General features: G+C 67.3%; 19 protein-coding genes. 6 read left to right on the top strand and 13 right to left on the bottom strand.

The window, feature by feature from the left end:
- Positions 1–54: 54 nt before the first annotated feature.
- Genes SAMIE_RS19275 through SAMIE_RS19265 form a run of 3 tightly spaced genes read left to right on the top strand, consistent with a single transcriptional unit; the run spans position 55 to position 1622 of the window.
- A complete protein-coding gene (locus tag SAMIE_RS19275; protein WP_066696265.1) occupies positions 55–477 on the top strand; it encodes a DUF350 domain-containing protein in 423 nt (140 codons plus the stop codon).
- Positions 478–481: 4 nt separating this feature from the next.
- Positions 482–1312 carry a S1 family peptidase gene (locus SAMIE_RS19270; protein ID WP_066696263.1) on the top strand — a complete coding sequence of 277 codons (831 nt, stop codon included), beginning with the start codon at positions 482–484 and terminating at the stop codon, positions 1310–1312.
- 34 nt (positions 1313–1346) lie between these two features.
- Positions 1347–1622: a DUF3297 family protein gene (locus SAMIE_RS19265; RefSeq protein ID WP_066696260.1), complete on the top strand. Its 276-nt coding sequence runs from the start codon at positions 1347–1349 to the stop codon at positions 1620–1622.
- Positions 1623–1634: 12 nt separating this feature from the next.
- Here the strand turns inward: SAMIE_RS19265 and SAMIE_RS19260 are convergent, their stop codons facing one another.
- The 4 genes from SAMIE_RS19260 to SAMIE_RS19245 all read right to left on the bottom strand — a co-directional run bounded on the left by SAMIE_RS19260 (position 1635) and on the right by SAMIE_RS19245 (position 4654).
- On the bottom strand, positions 1635–2348 hold the full coding sequence (locus tag SAMIE_RS19260) for a CHAP domain-containing protein (protein WP_066696799.1): 714 nt from the start codon (positions 2346–2348) through the stop codon (positions 1635–1637).
- 80 nt (positions 2349–2428) lie between these two features.
- Complete coding sequence (locus SAMIE_RS19255) at positions 2429–2950, bottom strand: CHAP domain-containing protein (protein ID WP_066696257.1); 522 nt, start codon at positions 2948–2950, stop codon at positions 2429–2431.
- 110 nt (positions 2951–3060) lie between these two features.
- Positions 3061–4131 (bottom strand): DNA replication/repair protein RecF, encoded by a 1071-nt coding sequence (gene recF, locus SAMIE_RS19250; RefSeq protein ID WP_066696798.1) that lies wholly within the window; start codon positions 4129–4131, stop codon positions 3061–3063.
- A gap of 52 nt (positions 4132–4183) precedes the next feature.
- On the bottom strand, positions 4184–4654 hold the full coding sequence (locus SAMIE_RS19245; RefSeq protein WP_066696797.1) for a hypothetical protein: 471 nt from the start codon (positions 4652–4654) through the stop codon (positions 4184–4186).
- Between the two features lie 108 nt (positions 4655–4762).
- On the opposite strand from SAMIE_RS19245, the gene SAMIE_RS19240 reads away from it, so the two are divergent.
- Positions 4763–5299 (top strand): peroxiredoxin, encoded by a 537-nt coding sequence (locus tag SAMIE_RS19240; RefSeq protein ID WP_066696254.1) that lies wholly within the window; start codon positions 4763–4765, stop codon positions 5297–5299.
- A gap of 6 nt (positions 5300–5305) precedes the next feature.
- On the opposite strand, the gene SAMIE_RS19235 is transcribed toward SAMIE_RS19240, so the two are convergent.
- Both SAMIE_RS19235 and SAMIE_RS19230 read right to left on the bottom strand, forming a co-directional pair.
- Positions 5306–6190, bottom strand: a complete 885-nt coding sequence (locus SAMIE_RS19235) for a dienelactone hydrolase family protein (protein ID WP_066696251.1) — start codon at positions 6188–6190, stop codon at positions 5306–5308.
- 38 nt (positions 6191–6228) lie between these two features.
- Entirely contained in the window at positions 6229–6630 is a 402-nt protein-coding gene (locus SAMIE_RS19230; protein ID WP_066696248.1) for a gamma-glutamylcyclotransferase family protein, read from the bottom strand.
- Between the two features lie 327 nt (positions 6631–6957).
- Between SAMIE_RS19230 and SAMIE_RS19225 the strand changes: the two genes are divergently transcribed.
- Entirely contained in the window at positions 6958–7143 is a 186-nt protein-coding gene (locus SAMIE_RS19225; protein ID WP_066696237.1) for a PspC domain-containing protein, read from the top strand.
- Positions 7144–7475: 332 nt separating this feature from the next.
- Here the strand turns inward: SAMIE_RS19225 and SAMIE_RS19220 are convergent, their stop codons facing one another.
- The gene (locus SAMIE_RS19220) at positions 7476–8216 is read right to left on the bottom strand and encodes a DUF72 domain-containing protein (protein WP_066696235.1); all 741 of its coding nucleotides are present in this window, start codon (positions 8214–8216) and stop codon (positions 7476–7478) included.
- Positions 8217–8327: 111 nt separating this feature from the next.
- Here SAMIE_RS19220 and SAMIE_RS19215 point away from each other — a divergent pair, with 111 nt between their 5' ends.
- A complete protein-coding gene (locus SAMIE_RS19215) occupies positions 8328–8561 on the top strand; it encodes a DUF2061 domain-containing protein (RefSeq protein WP_066696233.1) in 234 nt (77 codons plus the stop codon).
- A 15-nt stretch (positions 8562–8576) separates the two neighbouring features.
- Here the strand turns inward: SAMIE_RS19215 and SAMIE_RS19210 are convergent, their stop codons facing one another.
- The 6 genes from SAMIE_RS19210 to SAMIE_RS19185 all read right to left on the bottom strand — a co-directional run bounded on the left by SAMIE_RS19210 (position 8577) and on the right by SAMIE_RS19185 (position 15472).
- Complete coding sequence (locus SAMIE_RS19210) at positions 8577–9239, bottom strand: peptidylprolyl isomerase (RefSeq protein ID WP_066696231.1); 663 nt, start codon at positions 9237–9239, stop codon at positions 8577–8579.
- 79 nt (positions 9240–9318) lie between these two features.
- Complete coding sequence (locus tag SAMIE_RS19205; protein WP_066696228.1) at positions 9319–9594, bottom strand: HU family DNA-binding protein; 276 nt, start codon at positions 9592–9594, stop codon at positions 9319–9321.
- A 117-nt stretch (positions 9595–9711) separates the two neighbouring features.
- Positions 9712–10644 (bottom strand): diguanylate cyclase, encoded by a 933-nt coding sequence (locus SAMIE_RS19200; RefSeq protein ID WP_232037310.1) that lies wholly within the window; start codon positions 10642–10644, stop codon positions 9712–9714.
- Entirely contained in the window at positions 10641–13436 is a 2796-nt protein-coding gene (locus SAMIE_RS19195; RefSeq protein WP_066696224.1) for a hybrid sensor histidine kinase/response regulator, read from the bottom strand. The genes SAMIE_RS19200 and SAMIE_RS19195 overlap by 4 nt, the downstream gene beginning before the upstream one ends.
- Positions 13433–13822: a hypothetical protein gene (locus tag SAMIE_RS19190; RefSeq protein WP_066696222.1), complete on the bottom strand. Its 390-nt coding sequence runs from the start codon at positions 13820–13822 to the stop codon at positions 13433–13435. Before SAMIE_RS19190 ends, SAMIE_RS19195 begins: the two co-directional genes overlap by 4 nt.
- Positions 13823–13930: 108 nt before the next feature.
- Complete coding sequence (locus SAMIE_RS19185) at positions 13931–15472, bottom strand: right-handed parallel beta-helix repeat-containing protein (RefSeq protein WP_066696219.1); 1542 nt, start codon at positions 15470–15472, stop codon at positions 13931–13933.
- Positions 15473–15477: the final 5 nt, after the last annotated feature.

The following is a 15477-nucleotide window of genomic DNA, read 5'->3' as shown; positions in this document are numbered from 1 at the left end:
TAAATCAGGCCCGCCCGATTGAACCATCGGGCGGGTTCCGGCATTGGACGGCGCATGACCGATCCCATGCCTGTCATCCACAGCCTGTTGTCGGGCCTCCCAATCCTCCTGCTGCATCTGGGCAGCGCGACTGTCGTGTGGCTCGCGGCGCTCGCCATCTATCTGTGGATCACGCCGCATGACGAGTTTCGGCTGATCCGCGCGGGCAACGAAGCCGCCGCCATCTCGCTCGGCGGCGCCGCCATCGGCCTTGCCCTGCCGCTTGCCTTCTGCCTCGCCGGGTCGATCAACGTCTGGGACATCGTCATCTGGGGCAGCGTCACGCTGGTGTTGCAGCTCATCGCCTTCCGCATGGTCGATTTCGTGCTCGGCACACTGTCCGCCCGGATCGAGGCGGACGAGCGGTCGGCGGCGATCTTTCTGGCGATGATGAAGGGGGCGATCGCCTGCCTCACCGCCGCCGCCATCGCGGGCTGAGTCCATGGCGCGCGGCGGATGCGGCTGCCTCCCCTTTGCGCTCGGCGGCCTGCTGCTTCTGGCATGGTTCGGGCAGGAAGCTGCGCCCCCGCCGCCCAGGGTGGAGGATTACGACCCCCGCTCCCCCCGCCGCCCGATGCCGCAAACGGGTGACGAGCAGTTCGTGATCGACGATCCCGGCGCGCCCGCCGACTCGATGGGCACCGCCTTCGCAATCGACCGCGACGGCGCATGGCTGACGGCGGAGCATGTGACCCATGGATGCAGCCGCGTCGGTCTGGAGGAAGGACGCTTCGCCCGCCCCGTCGCCCGCATCATCGAAAGCCGGGAGGCCGACGCCTCCTTGCTGCCCGCCGCACTCCCCAGCCCGCAGGCGCTTCCCTTCTCGCCCACCGCGCCGCAGCCCGGCACACCCGGCTTCCACATGGGCTTCCCGGCAGGCGAACCGACGCTGGTCATGTCCGAACTCATCGGGTCGGCCAACGCCCGGCGCGGGCGCAGCGACGTCACGCAGCCGGTGCTCGCCTGGGCCGAACAGGGCCGCCTGCCGGAAGGCGACGGCCCCCTCTCGGGCATCAGCGGCGGCCCCGTTCTGGCGGAGGACGGCCATGTCGTCGGCATCAACAGCGCCTCGACCGAACGGCGCGGGCGCATCCTCACCGTTGCGCCCGACGCCATCGCCCGCATGACCGCCGCGTCGAAAGCCGTGGACGACCGTCCAGTCGCCTACCCCTTCACCGGCCTTGCCGATGCGCAGAGCCGGTTCGAAGGCTGGCTTTCGTCCGGCGCGATCCGCCGCATCTTTTGCGATGTCGATGAAGGGCGCGGCGGTTGACGCCTGCACCTGCGGGACGCTAGGGGCGTTCCCCATGAGCGACACGCCCCCCGACCATCTTTCGACCAACCCCAAAAGCCCCCATTTCGATATGGATGTGCTTCAGCGCGGCATCGGCATCCGCTTCAAGGGGCGGGAGCGCAAGGATGTGGAGGAATATTGCATTTCGGAAGGCTGGATTCGCGTCGCCGCGGGCAAGACCCGCGACCGCCACGGCAATCCGCTGACGATCAAGCTGACCGGCGAGGTCGAGGCCTGGTATGAAAACCCGGCAGAGGGCAGCGAAGACAAGCCCGCCGACGCGGAGTGAGACGAAGGGGCGCTACGAAGCGCCCCTTTTCATTTCCCGCGCCGCCTCGCGCTTCACTTCCGCGATGATGACGGACAGCGTGCGCTGCACTGGCGCTGCTTCGGCGAAGGTCATGACCGACATGTCGGTATTCAGCCTCGGCGCGACCTTTCGTTTCGGTTTTGTCGCCTGCTCGTCGCGCATCACGGCGGGCGTGACCTTCCACGCGGCGTCGTCGGCCTTCGCCATCCGCACATAATCGCCCAGCGCCGGATCGGGCGTGAAGTCGTGCAGCTTCGGCTTGGCCGGATAGATGAAGCCGAAGGTCGGGTTGGTCCGCGCGCCCATCTGCCCGGTCGGGCTGTGCCACACGCGCACCGCGCTCCAGTCGCCCTCGTCCGACACGTCGAGCGCCAGCACATCCTCCTCGATCGCGCCGGGCGCGGACCAGTTCGCATGGCGGATCAGCACGCGGCGCTCGTCCAGCACCCGGCTCACCACCGCGACATGGCCCAGCGCCATCGGCCCATAGGGCTTGAACGCCAGCACCGCGCCCTTACGGGGCGTGTGCCCACGTTTGTAGAGGCCGTCCGCCTGATCCCACCATGTCAGCGCGTCGCCGCGTATCGCGACGCCCGACACCGCGCGCGCGTAAGGCACGCACTGGAGCGCGGCGGCGAACGCCGGCACCGTCATGAAGCCCGACAGCAGCACCCCCGCCGCCATCGTGCGCAATTTCCCCATCATCATGCGATCCCGCGAAAGTCCAAGAATCGCCCCACCGGGAGCGACCCTAGACCGCGGACGGTTTGGGAATGGTTAAATGCTCAGAAAGCAGCGCGAAGCGCAGGACCGCTGGTGTCGGCGGCGGCGATCAGCACCGGCGCGGCCTTGGGCGCATGGGCGTAAATGAAGCCGTTGGCGCGGTTGGACCGCAGGCCAAGGTCACCGGTCGGGCCATACCACACCCGCACATCGGTCCAGTCATTGTTCGGCGACACGTCGACGGCGCGGACATTGCGCTCGATACCGCCGCGATAGGACCAGTTGGCGTGGGTCAGCAGCACTTCGCGCGCATTGACGACCTTGCTCACCATGGCGACATGGCCGACCGGCATGGAGCGGCTGGAAGCGAAGGAAAGCACCGCGCCGACCTGCGGCTCATGACCCCGGTCGTAACGCCCTTCGGCCTGACCCCACCAGCTATTCGCATTACCATGCAGGTCGATGCCCGACTGCTGGCGGGCGAAGGGCGCGCACTGGAGCGTGCCGGCGACGGCGGGAACGGATGCCAATGTCGAGAGCGCAACAAGGACCGCCGCGAAAAACGCGCGAAAACCGACTGACATGAGCGAATGCGACCCCGACTTATCTTTGGATGTTCAACCCCGATGCCGGTCTTAGGGCAGATGGCTGGCGGATGAACAAGCGCCGGGCGACGAATCGTTTCGTCGATGCGTTATGCTGCGGAACGGAAAATCTTCCCTGCCGTTACCGACAGCCGCGTCGCGTCCTTCAAATCGCTAAAAAGGCCGGGTTCCGTGCCCGTCATCCACACCTGCCCGCCGCTCGCCCGCAGCCGGTCGAACAGCGCAGCGCGGCGCGACGGGTCGAGATGCGCCGCCACTTCGTCGAGCAGCAGGACGGGCGGCTGCCCCCGCTCTCCCGCCACCAGCGCCGCGTGCGCCAGCAGGATCGACAGCAGCAGCGCCTTCTGTTCTCCGGTCGAACAGAGCGCGGCGGACTGGTCCTTCGCCACATGCGTGACGGCCAGATCGTCGCGATGCGGACCGCTCAGCGTCCGCCCCGCCGCCGCATCGCGCCGTCGCTCCCGCGCCAGCTTCGCCCCCAGCGGCTCACCGCTCTCCCCGTCCCCGCCCAGCGCGATCAGCGGCCGGGCGAAGGGCGCATCGGGCTGACGCGCCAGTTCGGCATTCAGCCGCGCGACGAGGTCCGCGCGCGCCGCCGCCAGCGCCGCGCCATGCTCTCCCATCTGCGCCTCCAGCGCATCGAGCCACAAGGGATCGGCGCTCCGCAGGTCCGCGATCAGCCGGTTGCGCGCCCGCATCGCCGCTTCATAGCGCGCACTATGCACCGCATGGGCCGGATGCAGCGCCAGCGTCAGCCGGTCGAGGAACCGCCGCCGACCGCCCGGACTGTCGAGGAACAGCCGGTCCATCGCGGGCGTCAGCCACACGATCGACAGATGATCCGCCAGCGCATTGGCCGAAGACGCGACACCGCCGATCCGCACCTGCCGCCGCTCGGGCGCGGCGGGCGTGACGCCGGTGCCCAGCACCACCCCGTCGACCTCCGCCGCGATCCCGAACCCGCCCGGCCCGTCCTGCCGCGCCATTGCCGACAGCGCCGCGCCGCGCAGTCCCCGCCCCGGCGCCAGCAGCGACACCGCTTCCAATATGTTGGTCTTGCCCGCGCCATTGTCGCCGGTCAGCAGCACGAACGCCGCGTCGGGCACGATCAGCGCATCCGCATGGTTGCGAAAATCGCTTAAGGTCAGGCGGCCGATCATCGCGCGGCTGTAGCGGCCCGCGCGCACGTAAGGAAGGGGAGCCGCGCCGCGCTCAACAGCGTTTGCGCACCGTCGCTGTTCCGTCATTGACGATGGTCAGCGTCGCGCCATCGGCGGCGGGCCTCAGCGTCAGTGTCCGGGTCCAGCTTTCGCCCTCGCCCGTGAACGCCGCCGTCACCCGCATATCGCCGTCCTCGCCGCGCTTGACCGCTTCCACCTGCCCGACGCTTTCGTGGAAGATCAGGCTGTCCGGCCCGATATTCAGTTCCAGCGCCGCCGCCCGGTCGCCACACGCATCCGGAAGGCCGGTCCAGCGCCCCTGCAACGCCGCCGGGATGCTGTCGGCGGCAGGCTGCGCTTGCGCCTCCGCCCGATTCTCCGGCTGCCTTGCTTCACCGGCCTCGGGCACGGCGTCCTCGACGATGTTGGAGACGATCTCAGGCTGGCCATCGTCCTTCCCGGCCGGTTCTCGCCCGCACGCCGCCAGAGCCGCAAGAGCGCAGAGAGCGAACGCGCGCATCATGCCGGGCCAACCCCTGCGCCTCGTTTCCGGTTCCCTTTCTGACCGCTTGCGCGCCGCGTCATTAAGGATCATCACAGCCCCCTGTTGCTTTCTCCATGGAGACGCCCGATGCCGATCAAGCGCCTGTCCCTCACCCTTGCCGCCGCCGCCCTGCTCGCCGCGCCCAACGCCATGGCGGCGCTGGCGGTGGGAGCGAAAGCGCCCGACTTCACCACGCGCGGCGCGCAGGCGGGCAAGACCTTCACCCTCACCCTCTCGCACCAGTTGAAGCGCGGGCCGGTCGTCCTCTATTTCTTCCCCAAGGCCTTCACCCCCGGCTGCTCCGCCGAAGCGCGCGAGTTCGCCGAGAATATCGACAAGTTCAAGGCAGCGGGCGCGACCGTCATCGGCATGTCGGCCGATCCGGTCGACGATCTCGTCGCCTTTTCGACCAAGGAATGCGCGGGCAAGTTCGCCGTCGCCTCCGCCGGTCCCAACATCGTCTCCGGCTATGACGTCGCGCTCAAGATGCGGCCGGGCATGACCGACCGCACCTCCTACGTCATCGCGCCTTCGGGCCGCATCGCCTTCGTCCTCAGCGAGATGAGCTATGCCGGCCATGTGAAGAGCACGCTCGCCGCGGTCGAGGCGATGAAGAGCAGATAAGCCACTTCACCGCTTCACATAGGTGCCGAACCAGGCGAGCGTTGCGGCCCACGCCTGTTTCGCCGCCGCTTCGTTATAGCTTGGGCGGTAATCGGCCATGAAGCCATGGTCCGCGCCCTCATAAACCGTGATCGCGTCGGGCGGCGACTTGCCCGCTTTGTTGAGCGCCGCCCGCATCGCCTCCACGTCGGACAGGGGAATCCCCTTGTCGAGCGCGCCATATTGGCCGAGCACCGGGACTTTCAGCTTGCCCACTTCCTCGATGGCGCTCAGCGGCTGGAGCGCCGTCTTCTCGCTCACCAGCCTACCGTAGAAGGCGACCCCGGCTTTCAGCGCGGCGCTGTGCGCGGCATAGAGCCACACGACGCGCCCGCCCCAGCAAAATCCGGCGATGCCGCGCTTCTTCGCGTCGCCGCCATGGCTCCCCGCCCACGCATAGGTCGTGTCGATGTCGCCCAGCACCTGCGCGTCGGGCGCCTTGGACACGATGGTGCCGACAAGCTGCTTGAAATCGGCGATCTTCGTCGCGTCGCCATGGCGGGCGAAGAGATCGGGCGCGATGGCATAATAGCCCGCCTGCGCGAAGCGGCGGCACATGTCGCGAATCCATTCATGCACGCCGAAAATCTCGTGCACCACGACGATCACCGGCGCGGGCTTGCCCGATGCCGGACGCGCGACGAAGGCAGGCATGGCAAAGCCGTCGCTCGCCCGGATCGACACCGTTTCTTCCTTGAGGCCATCGCCCGGCGTCTGCACCGCGCTGCTGGCGATGGGGCGGCAGGCGGCGGCAAATCCGGCGGCGAACGCGCCTCCGGTCAGCACATGGCGGCGGGCCAGTCCCGTGCTGCCGATCCAGTTCTCATCATCGGGCAATCGGTCGGTCGTCATCGCGGCGCTCCTTGTTCCAACGCCCCCTTCGCTGCACACTAGCCCCCGCCGGGCCGCGCGCAAGCCAGGAAGTCGCCGCCAGCGACCCGCTCCAGCCCGTCCGTGGGAAAGGCGTAGACATAGGTCCACGCCATCGCCGGACCGTCCTTCCCCACTATCTGCACCGCCTCGCGCCGATATTCGTGCGGCAACGGATCATGCGCCGCGCATTCCTCATAAGCATCGAGCCAGTCGAGCGTGGCGGCGTCGCGCAGCGCGAACAGGTCGCCGACGACATCCTCCGCGCCGCCCGGCACGAAGCCGGGATAGTCGGCCACCATGATCAAAGTGCCTGCCGTCCGGGCCATTCCCAGATGCTCCGCTTCCGCCTTCAACCGCCGCGCCATCGGCCCGTCGAACGCCGGCCTCAGCGTGCCATAGACGAAAAGCGTCATCGCCATGCGAAACAATCCCCAACCTTCGGCACAATTTCCCAACCACATGGAAGATTCACAAGGCGACTTCCGCCCGTCCTGCGCAAAAATGGCCCATTTCCGCAGAAAACCGCAATTGGCACAGCCTCTGCAATATCGCCTTGCATCAGGGCCGGACGATCCGGCCCGCACATCAGGGAGTATCCATCATGTCCATCGTCAAGATCCACAACGCCGCCTTCGCTCTGCTGGGCGCGGTCATTTTCGCCGGCCTGTTCGTCAGCGCAGCCGTCCCCGTGGTGCCGATCGCCTGATCGGTTCCCCGTCATTCCTCCATCGAAAGGCCAGATTTCCATGAACAACAGTTTCACCCTCGACCGCCGCCAGGGCAAGATCATGGGCGTGTGCGCCGGGCTTGCCAACCGCACCCATATCGACGTGACGCTGATCCGCATCGCGGTCGTCCTGCTGACGCTCTGCGCGCTGGGTCCGGTCGGGGTTGTGGCCTATCTTCTGGCAGGCTGGCTGGCGGAGGGATGATCGCGCCCGCCGCGCGAAGCTGTCGGGTCAATAGTTACCAATAAGTAAAAAGGCCGCTCTGGTTAATCCAGAAGCGGCCTTTTCGCATCCCGTTGCTGCGGGATCATGATCGTGGGCAATCCACGATCAGGCATAGAGCACCGAATAGAAGGTCAGCAACTGCGTGCCGACAGCGGCGGCGAGAACCGCACCCTGAAACATCTGACGCATGGATGGTCTCCATCATGACGAATATGCCGCTCCACTTGAGCGGTAGCGCGCCCCTACGCCCGTCATACTGATGTAACAATCGCAAAGTCCGCCGGACCGATTGCATTAAATGCAACAGGGCGTCACTTTAAATGTGTCATCAGCATCTGCGCCGCGGCCGGATTGCGCTCCTTGGCGCCGCTGATGAAAAAGCCGTAGACATCGCCCCGTTCCGCCAGCACCCGCGCCCGATCCGCCCAGCGCGCGATGGCATCGGGCGCGTAGCCGGTCGGCTCGTCGGCCTGCCCCCGCATCAGCCGCATGTAGGAAAAACCGACATCCTCGCCCTCGATGGCCGGATATGCCTCATGATCGGCATAGACGATCGCCGCGCCCGCCTGCTTCGCCATGGTGATGAAGGCCGGGTCGGCGAAACTCTCATGCCGCACCTCCAGCGCATGACGCAGCGGCACCCCCGCGACGCTTGCCGGCAGCAACGCCAGAAACGCCTCGAAATCATCGGGATCGAACCGCTTGGTCGGCATGAACTGCCACAGGATCGGCCCCAGCCGGTCGCCCAGCTCCGCTATTCCCTGTCCGGTGAACTTCGCGACCGATTCGCCCGCTTCGGCCAGCAGCCTGCGGTTGGTGCAGTATCGCGATGCCTTGACCGCGAACTGGAAGCCGTCCGGCACCGCCTTCGCCCAGCCTGCGAAGGTCGCGGGCTTCTGGCTGCTATAATAGGTCGCGTTGATCTCGGTCGCGGTCAGATGCGCGCCGACATAGGCCAGCTCATCCTTCTGGCGCAGCCCCTGCGGATAGAAGCTGCCCCGCCACGGCTCGTAGACCCATCCGCCAATGCCGATCCTGATCCGTCCCGCCATGCCGTCCTCCTTTTCCTCTTCTGTGATCGCCCGATCCGATCAGAGCCAGCGGAAAACTCATGTTGCGATTATTGAGAATGATTATTAATTACATGTCGAAGGAGACCCGCCATGCCCCTCGATCTCGTCAAGACGCTGACCTACCTCGCCATCCACCTGACCGTCGGCTTTTCGGTCGCCTATGTGCTGACCGGATCGGTCGCCGTCGCGGGCGGCATTGCGCTGGTCGAACCTGTCATCAACGCCGTCGCCTTCTTCTTCCACGAACAGGCGTGGAAACGCTTCCTCAACCGCCCGGCGGGCCGCACCCGGCGCGAGCGGCGGCACGAACCGGCCTTCGCGTAAAACCCGTGTAGCTGTCTACTTCGCTGTCTTCTTATGGAGGCCGATCAGCCAGGGCTTCACCCCCGGCGAAGGGTGCGGCGTCCCGTCCAGACGCCGCGCGCGGAGGATGCGGACGGGCCTGACGATCATCTGCCCCCGCATCGGTCCCGATCCGCAGCAGGTGGGCACCGCCAATATCCGGCGCACCACGTCCATCCCGCCGACTACATGGCCGAAGGCGGCATAGCCGATATAGCTGCCCCGCGCGTCCATATTGGGTGTCGCGCCGATCGTGATGAAGAAATTGCCCATCGCCGAATCGGGCCGGTTGGGCCGCGCCATCGACAGCGTGGCGTCGAGGTGGCGGATGCCCGTCCGGCTGGTCGGCTCGTGCGGAATGGGCGGCAGCGACCGGCGCGCATCGGTGTCGATGCCGCCCTGGATCAGGCCGTAATGCGGATCGCTCTTGCGCCGCGCCGCGCGATAGAAGGTCACGCCGTCGAACCGGCCATCGTCGACATAGGTCAGGAAGTTGGCGGACGTCCGCGGCGCGCGCCTGTTGTCGACCGCGACGGTGATGGTGCCGACCGATGTTTCGATGGCGACGCGGGTATATCCGGGCGTCGGGCGGTTGGCGGGCAGGGCCAGCGCCGCCACCGGCAGCAGGCCCAAAAGAAAAGGCAGCAGGCGAAGGATCATCGCCCGCTGCCTAAACCATATCCGGCGTCGCGCAAGCGGGCGGCATCGCGCCGCCGCGCCTCGCGCTCCGTCCGGGGGATCAGCCGTTCAGCCGATCCTTGACCGCCTTGGCGGGCGTGAAGGTCAGCTTCTTGGACGCGGCGATCTCGATGGTCGCGCCGGTCGAAGGATTGCGGCCCTGACGTGCGGGGCTGTCCTTCACCTTGAACTTGCCGAACCCGCTGAGCGACACTTCGTCGCCCTTGGCGGCTGCGTCGGCGATGGCGCCGATCACGGCATCGACCAGCTTGCGCGCGTCGGCCTTGCTGAGGTCATGCGCGGAGGCGACGGCTTCGGCGAGATCGCTGTTGTTCATAAGATGATTCACTCCTGGCTTATGGATGACCTGACCTAACCGCCAGACATGCCGCCGTCTATGCCTAGGTGAGGGCGAAATCGCATCAAAAGGTGGTAAATGGGCGGAAAAATCGCCTCAGGCGCGGCAACGCCGCTCCTCGACCGCGAATTCACCGCCCGAAATACGGTCCCGGCCCCGCTGCTTGCTGCGGTAAAGCTGCCGGTCCGCCTCCGCGATCCAGCGCTCGCCGGGCAGGTCGGGGCGGCAGCGGGCGGACGCGATGCCGATGCTGACGGTGATATAGGGGCTGACCTGCGATCCTTCGTGCGGGATGTTGAGCGACTGGATCTGAAGCCGGATTTCCTGCGCGACCAGTTCCGCGCCTGCCGCATCGGTGCCGGGCAGGATGCAGGCGAACTCCTCGCCGCCATAGCGGGCGGGCAGGTCCGTCGCCCGCTTCACCGCCCGCCCCAGCGCCGCCGCCACCATCATGATGCACCGGTCGCCCGCCGGATGGCCGTAGGTGTCGTTGAACTGCTTGAAGAAGTCGATGTCGAGCATGATGACCGACAGCCAGTCGCCGATGCGCCCCAGCCGCGCCGTTTCGCTTTCCAGCGACCGCTCCAGATGCCGCCGGTTGCTGAGGCCCGTCAGTGCATCGGTCACGGCCATCGTCGCCAGCCGGTCGCGCAGCCGCTTCAGCTCGACATGATTGCTCACCCGCGCGCGCAGGATGGCGGGCTGAACCGGCTTGGTCACATAGTCGATCGCGCCCAGCGCCAGCCCGCGCATCTCGTCCTCCGTGTCGCCGAGGCCCGTCGTGAAGATCACCGGCATGTCGGCCAGCAGCGGATCGGCCTTGAGCTGGCGGCACACCTCGAACCCGTCGATGCCCGGCATCAGCACGTCGAGCAGGATGAGATCGGGCTGCGCCGTGCGCGCCACGTCCAGCGCCTGCCACCCCGAAGTGGCGAAGCAGACTTCATAATCCTCCTCCAGCACGGCGTTCATGATCTCGATATTGGCGATGTCGTCATCGACGATCAGGATGGTGGCCTTGCCCATCATCGCACTCCCGCGCCCTGCGCCTGGGCGTCGATCCACGCCAGCGCGGCGTCATAGTCCAGCCGCTCCAGCGCCTGATGCAGGGGATGCGCCGCCCGCTGCACGGGGGTGAGTCCCGCCGCGTCGGCATAGCGGCGGAAGCCTGCCCGCGCGCCGAGGCTCCGCCGCGACAGCATATCGCGCAGCGCATCCCGCGCCGCCTCGACCCGCGCGGGATCGGCGGCGGAGGCCGACACAGGCGCCGCGCCGACCGGATCGCCTGTCAGCGTCCGCGCCGCCGCGATGGCGGGCGCGATGGCATCTTCCAGATCGACGATGGCGAGCCGCGCCTGCTCCATATCCTCCTGCGCCACCATGCGTTCGATGTCGGCGGCGATCCGCTGCACCGCCGCCAGCTCCAGCGATCCCGCAACGCCTTTCAGACTGTGCGCCAGCCGCCGTGCGTCAGGCAGCAATCCGGTCGACAGATAGACGCGCAGGTCGCGCGCCACCTCGCCATAGGTGGACCCGAAGCTCAGGATCAGCCTGCGCAGCAGCGCCGCCTTGCCGTTCACCCGGCGCAGCGCTGCGGAAATGTCGAACGGCGGCAGGCTGTCGGGCAACAGCGGCTCCAGTTCCTTACCCCCCTCTGCCGCATCGGGCGCGGTGGCCTCGCCGCGCGGCTTCAGCCAGCGGTTGAGCGTCGCCACCAGCGCGGCGGGATCGACGGGCTTGGCGACATGATCGTCCATCCCCGCCTCACGGCCGCGCTCCTTCTCCTCCTCATAGGCGTGCGCGGTCATGGCGATGATCGGCAGCCGCCCGGCGGGCCAGGTCCGGCGGATGATGCGCGTCGCGGCGATACCGTCCATCTCGGGCATCTGCACGTCCATCAGGATCGCCGCATAGTCGCCGCCCTGCGCCTCCATCTTCTCGCAGGCGATGCGGCCATTCTCCGCCACGTCGACCAGCAGTCCGGCATCGGCCAGCAGTTCGACCGCGATTTCCTGATTGATCTCATTATCCTCCACCAGCAGCAGTTTCAGCCCCCGCAGCCGCGCTTCGACCTGCGGCAGCGCGATTGCAGGCCGGAACGGCGCGCCTCCGGCGAACAGTTGCCCGACGGTGTCCATCAGCGTGCGCGGCGCAATCGGCTTGGTGAGGAACCCCGCCACATCGGCATCGTGCAGGTCGCCGCGCAGATCCTCCGCGCCATAGGCGGTGACGATCACCATGCGTGGCGGCTGGTGGCGCAGCGCCATGGCGCGGACTTCCCGGATCGCGCTCATCCCGTCCATGCCCGGCATCTTCCAGTCGAGCAGCAGCAGGTCATAGGGCCGCCCGCTCCGGTCCGCCGCTTCCACCGCCGCCACCGCCTCGTCCCCCGACGCGACCAGATCGACCGCCATGCCCCAGCCGGCGAACATGTCCTGCATGATCTGGCGCGAAGCGGGATTGTCGTCCGCCGCCAGCACGCGCAGCGAGCGCACATGATCGGGCGCGATCGCTTCGCGCGCGCCGCCATCCTCCTCGCGCGCCATCCGCATCCGGCAGGTGAAGCAGCTCCCTTCCCCCGGCGCGCTCTCGACGCGGATCTCGCCGTCCATCTGCCCGACGATCTGGCGGCAGATGGCAAGGCCAAGGCCGGTGCCGCCGAAGCGCCGCGTCGTCGAACTGTCCGCCTGCGTGAAGCTGCTGAACAGGCTTTCCTGCTGCTCCGCGCTCATGCCGATGCCGGTGTCGCGGACGGACAGTTGCACCAGCGGCGCGCCGTCCCCGTCCGGGGCCATCGAGAGGCGAACCGTCACCCTGCCCCGCTCGGAAAATTTGACCGCGTTGCTCAGCAGGTTGAGCGCCACCTGTCCGAACCGTATCTCGTCGCCGACCAGCCGTTCGGGCACGTCCTTGGCGATATGCGATTCGATCGTCACCTGCTTCGCCGCCGCCGCTTCCGCGACGAGGTTGATCTGGTTCTCGATCGCCCGGCGCAGGCTGAACGGATGCCGCTCCAGCGTCAGCTTGCCCGCCTCATTCTTCGAATAGTCGAGAATGTCGTTGATGAGCCGCAGCAGCGACGATCCCGCCTGCGCGATCTTGCCCAGATAATCCTGCTGCCGGGGGTCCGCCGCGCCACGCTGCGCCAGATGGCAGAAGCCCAGAATCGCATTCATCGGCGTGCGGATCTCGTGGCTCATATTGGCGAGGAACAGGCTCTTGGCGCGGCTCGCCTCCTCCGCCTCGCGCGTGCGTTCTTCCAGCGCGGCGTTCTTGGCCCATATCTCCTCGCCCATCTGCTGATTGCGCGCGAAGCTCTCGACCAGCTTGTCGCTCAGCCACATGAGGACGGTCGTCTGAAACGCGACGATCCCGGCATGGAGCAGCACACGCTCGACATTGCCCTCGCCCGGAAACACGGCAATCGGCAGCAGGTAGAGCAGCAGCAGGTGATGCAGCGCCGTCGCCGCCGCCGCCGCGAGGATCGCGCGCTTGTCGCACCATGCGATAGTCAGCGCCAGCATCGCGAAGAAATACATGTGCATGTCCATCTGCCACGCATGGCCGCGCAGCAGGAACAGCAGGATGGCAGGCTCCCCCATCAGGGCGATGGCCGACAGATATCGGGTCGCGGGCGCGCTCCCTTCCCGCCACCATGTCAGGTGATAGGCTCCGGCGAGCAGCGCGCCCGCCACCGCCGCGCCTGCGGGCGAATGGCCGGTCATCAGAGCCACCGCCGCCAGCAGCGGCACATGCCCCCAGAAGAGCGGCAGCAGAAACCGCCCGAACTGGCGGCGCAGCATATCGAGTTCGACGATCATGACGGCGTCCTCTCCAGAAGCGGCGCGAGGCATCCGCCCTGCCCCGTTGCGTCGATGACGGCCCAGGCGCCCGCGCGGCGCAACGCCTGCGCGAAGTCGGGCCGGGCGGAACGGGCGATGGCGATGTTGGCAAAGCGCCCCGGCCGCACCAGCCGCCCGTCGGCGGCGCGGATGATCTCCACGGCATCGGCCAGCCGCGATCCCGGCGGCGCGACCACGGCATAGGTGCCCGGCCCCCTCACACCCGTTAGCGACGCGGCGACCAGCGCGCAGAGACCCGCCAGCAGCAGCAGCGCGGCGGGAAGGACGGTGCGCAACCGCGCGCGCCTCGCCGCCGAACCGGCAGCGATGACGGATATGCAGGATGAAGCCAAAGCCTTGTTCATGCAGTAAATTTCACTGCATGGTGATTGCCTTTTCCTTAATCCGCACGCACCCGCGGGCCGCAATCCGGTCCGGATTGCGCGGCACTTCTTAACGCTTTGGCGACCCGTTCAGCGCGCCCGCCGCCGCGCCTCGAACATCGAAACGGCACGCGCCTGCTGCAATCGCACCGGGCGTCCCAGTTCGCGCTGCAGCATCCCCATCATCCAGCCGCGATGCCGCCCCAGAAATTCGGCGAAACCTTCGGGCTTGGCGGGATCGAAGACAGGCACCGCCCAGTCGGCGGGCGCCGCGACATAGGATGCCTGATATGTCCCGTCCTTGTCCTGCGGCACGTCGATATGCCGCCCGAGGAAGCTGTTGCCTTCGAAACGGATATAATCGGCGGGCGCGAGGCCCGGTCCGATCAGATAGTCCGGCCCGTTGCGCCCGACTTCATGGCCGTAGCGCGCCGTGCCCGCCACCCTGAAGACATTATCCTCGAACCGCACGTCCCGCGCCCATCCGTCCCACTGAGTCGCGGCGATCATCTGCACGTCGACGCCCGGACCCACATGCACGACATTGCCCTCGATCACCGCCCCGGTGACATTGCCCGCCAACTGGAAGATACGGCTCCGGTCGTTGCGGCTGACATTGAAGCGCGCGACGCTGTCACGGTTGCCCAGATTGTCCGGCTCGCTCAGCTTGGGGGAGCAGATCAGCAGGAACCCGCCCTGATTGTCGTGGCTGTAATTGTAGAGCAGGGTCGTGCGCCGCGAATTGAAGTCGCTGTCGAACCCCTGCCCGTCATAGCGCGTCGCGGTAAAGGCCGCCTCGTTGAGCTGGATGAGGCTGCTGTCCGTGCTCCATTGCCAGATGCCGGCATTGTAACCGGGCGCGCGCGACCCGGCATAACGCACGATGTTATGTTCGATCAGCGCGCCGTCCGTGCCGCGCGGCACGATCCCGTCGCCGCCCACATCCTCGACCAGATTGTCGCGGATCACGACTTCCTCGCTCGGAAACCAGTTCGTCCGGCTTACCTGATCGCTGATGCCCGCAATGCCCGAACGGTCGACACGCCAGACGATATTGCGTTCGATCGCGATGTCCTGAAACCGCGTCGCCCGCTTCGGCCCCAGCGCCTGAAACACGATGCCGCCATTATCCTTGCGCGCGTTGGTGCCGCGCACGTCATGCACATACATGTCGCTGACGCGGATGCCGCGCGTCACGCCCCGGTCCTGCGCCGACACGAGCACGCCGTAACGCGACTCCGCGCCGGGCGCGCGGTCGGCGCTGTCGTTGGTGACTTCCAGACCGCTGATCCGCACATATTCGGCGTTGAGCACCGCGACGCCATGCGGCGAAACCCCGCCCGCCTCGATCCGGGGCCGTGCGCCCTGCCCGGTCGCGCCCACCATGATCGGCGCGGACGCCCGGCCCGAACGGGTGATCGTCAGCGGCTCCTTCCACACCGATCCACCGGTCAGCAGCACGGTGTCGCCGGGTTGAAGGGGAAAGGCGTTGACCCGCGCCAGCGTCCGCCACGCCTGTTCGGGCGCAAGGCCGCTCGCCCGGTCATCGCCGGTCAGCGCGTTGACATGATAGGTTTCCGCCATCACCGGCATCGCCGACGCCAGCAGCAGGATCGCGGCGACTCTCAACAAGACAG

This window comes from Sphingobium amiense, from assembly GCF_003967075.1.
In the GTDB taxonomy this organism is placed as follows: domain Bacteria; phylum Pseudomonadota; class Alphaproteobacteria; order Sphingomonadales; family Sphingomonadaceae; genus Sphingobium; species Sphingobium amiense.
This window is presented reverse-complemented; position numbering and strand designations above follow the sequence as displayed.

Coding starts and splice junctions, on each gene's coding strand:
- SAMIE_RS19265 (WP_066696260.1), top strand. CDS start 1,347: ATGAGCGACACGCCCCCCGACCATCTTTCGACCAACCCCAAAAGCCCC.
- SAMIE_RS19270 (WP_066696263.1), top strand. CDS start 482: ATGGCGCGCGGCGGATGCGGCTGCCTCCCCTTTGCGCTCGGCGGCCTG.
- SAMIE_RS19240 (WP_066696254.1), top strand. CDS start 4,763: ATGCCGATCAAGCGCCTGTCCCTCACCCTTGCCGCCGCCGCCCTGCTC.
- SAMIE_RS19210 (WP_066696231.1), bottom strand. CDS start 9,239: ATGATCCTTCGCCTGCTGCCTTTTCTTTTGGGCCTGCTGCCGGTGGCG.
- SAMIE_RS19190 (WP_066696222.1), bottom strand. CDS start 13,822: ATGAACAAGGCTTTGGCTTCATCCTGCATATCCGTCATCGCTGCCGGT.
- SAMIE_RS19205 (WP_066696228.1), bottom strand. CDS start 9,594: ATGAACAACAGCGATCTCGCCGAAGCCGTCGCCTCCGCGCATGACCTC.
- SAMIE_RS19215 (WP_066696233.1), top strand. CDS start 8,328: ATGCCCCTCGATCTCGTCAAGACGCTGACCTACCTCGCCATCCACCTG.
- SAMIE_RS19230 (WP_066696248.1), bottom strand. CDS start 6,630: ATGGCGATGACGCTTTTCGTCTATGGCACGCTGAGGCCGGCGTTCGAC.
- SAMIE_RS19235 (WP_066696251.1), bottom strand. CDS start 6,190: ATGACGACCGACCGATTGCCCGATGATGAGAACTGGATCGGCAGCACG.
- SAMIE_RS19275 (WP_066696265.1), top strand. CDS start 55: ATGACCGATCCCATGCCTGTCATCCACAGCCTGTTGTCGGGCCTCCCA.
- SAMIE_RS19195 (WP_066696224.1), bottom strand. CDS start 13,436: ATGATCGTCGAACTCGATATGCTGCGCCGCCAGTTCGGGCGGTTTCTG.
- SAMIE_RS19200 (WP_232037310.1), bottom strand. CDS start 10,644: ATGATGGGCAAGGCCACCATCCTGATCGTCGATGACGACATCGCCAAT.
- SAMIE_RS19245 (WP_066696797.1), bottom strand. CDS start 4,654: ATGATGCGCGCGTTCGCTCTCTGCGCTCTTGCGGCTCTGGCGGCGTGC.
- SAMIE_RS19220 (WP_066696235.1), bottom strand. CDS start 8,216: ATGGCGGGACGGATCAGGATCGGCATTGGCGGATGGGTCTACGAGCCG.
- recF (WP_066696798.1), bottom strand. CDS start 4,131: ATGATCGGCCGCCTGACCTTAAGCGATTTTCGCAACCATGCGGATGCG.
- SAMIE_RS19225 (WP_066696237.1), top strand. CDS start 6,958: ATGAACAACAGTTTCACCCTCGACCGCCGCCAGGGCAAGATCATGGGC.
- SAMIE_RS19255 (WP_066696257.1), bottom strand. CDS start 2,950: ATGTCAGTCGGTTTTCGCGCGTTTTTCGCGGCGGTCCTTGTTGCGCTC.
- SAMIE_RS19260 (WP_066696799.1), bottom strand. CDS start 2,348: ATGATGGGGAAATTGCGCACGATGGCGGCGGGGGTGCTGCTGTCGGGC.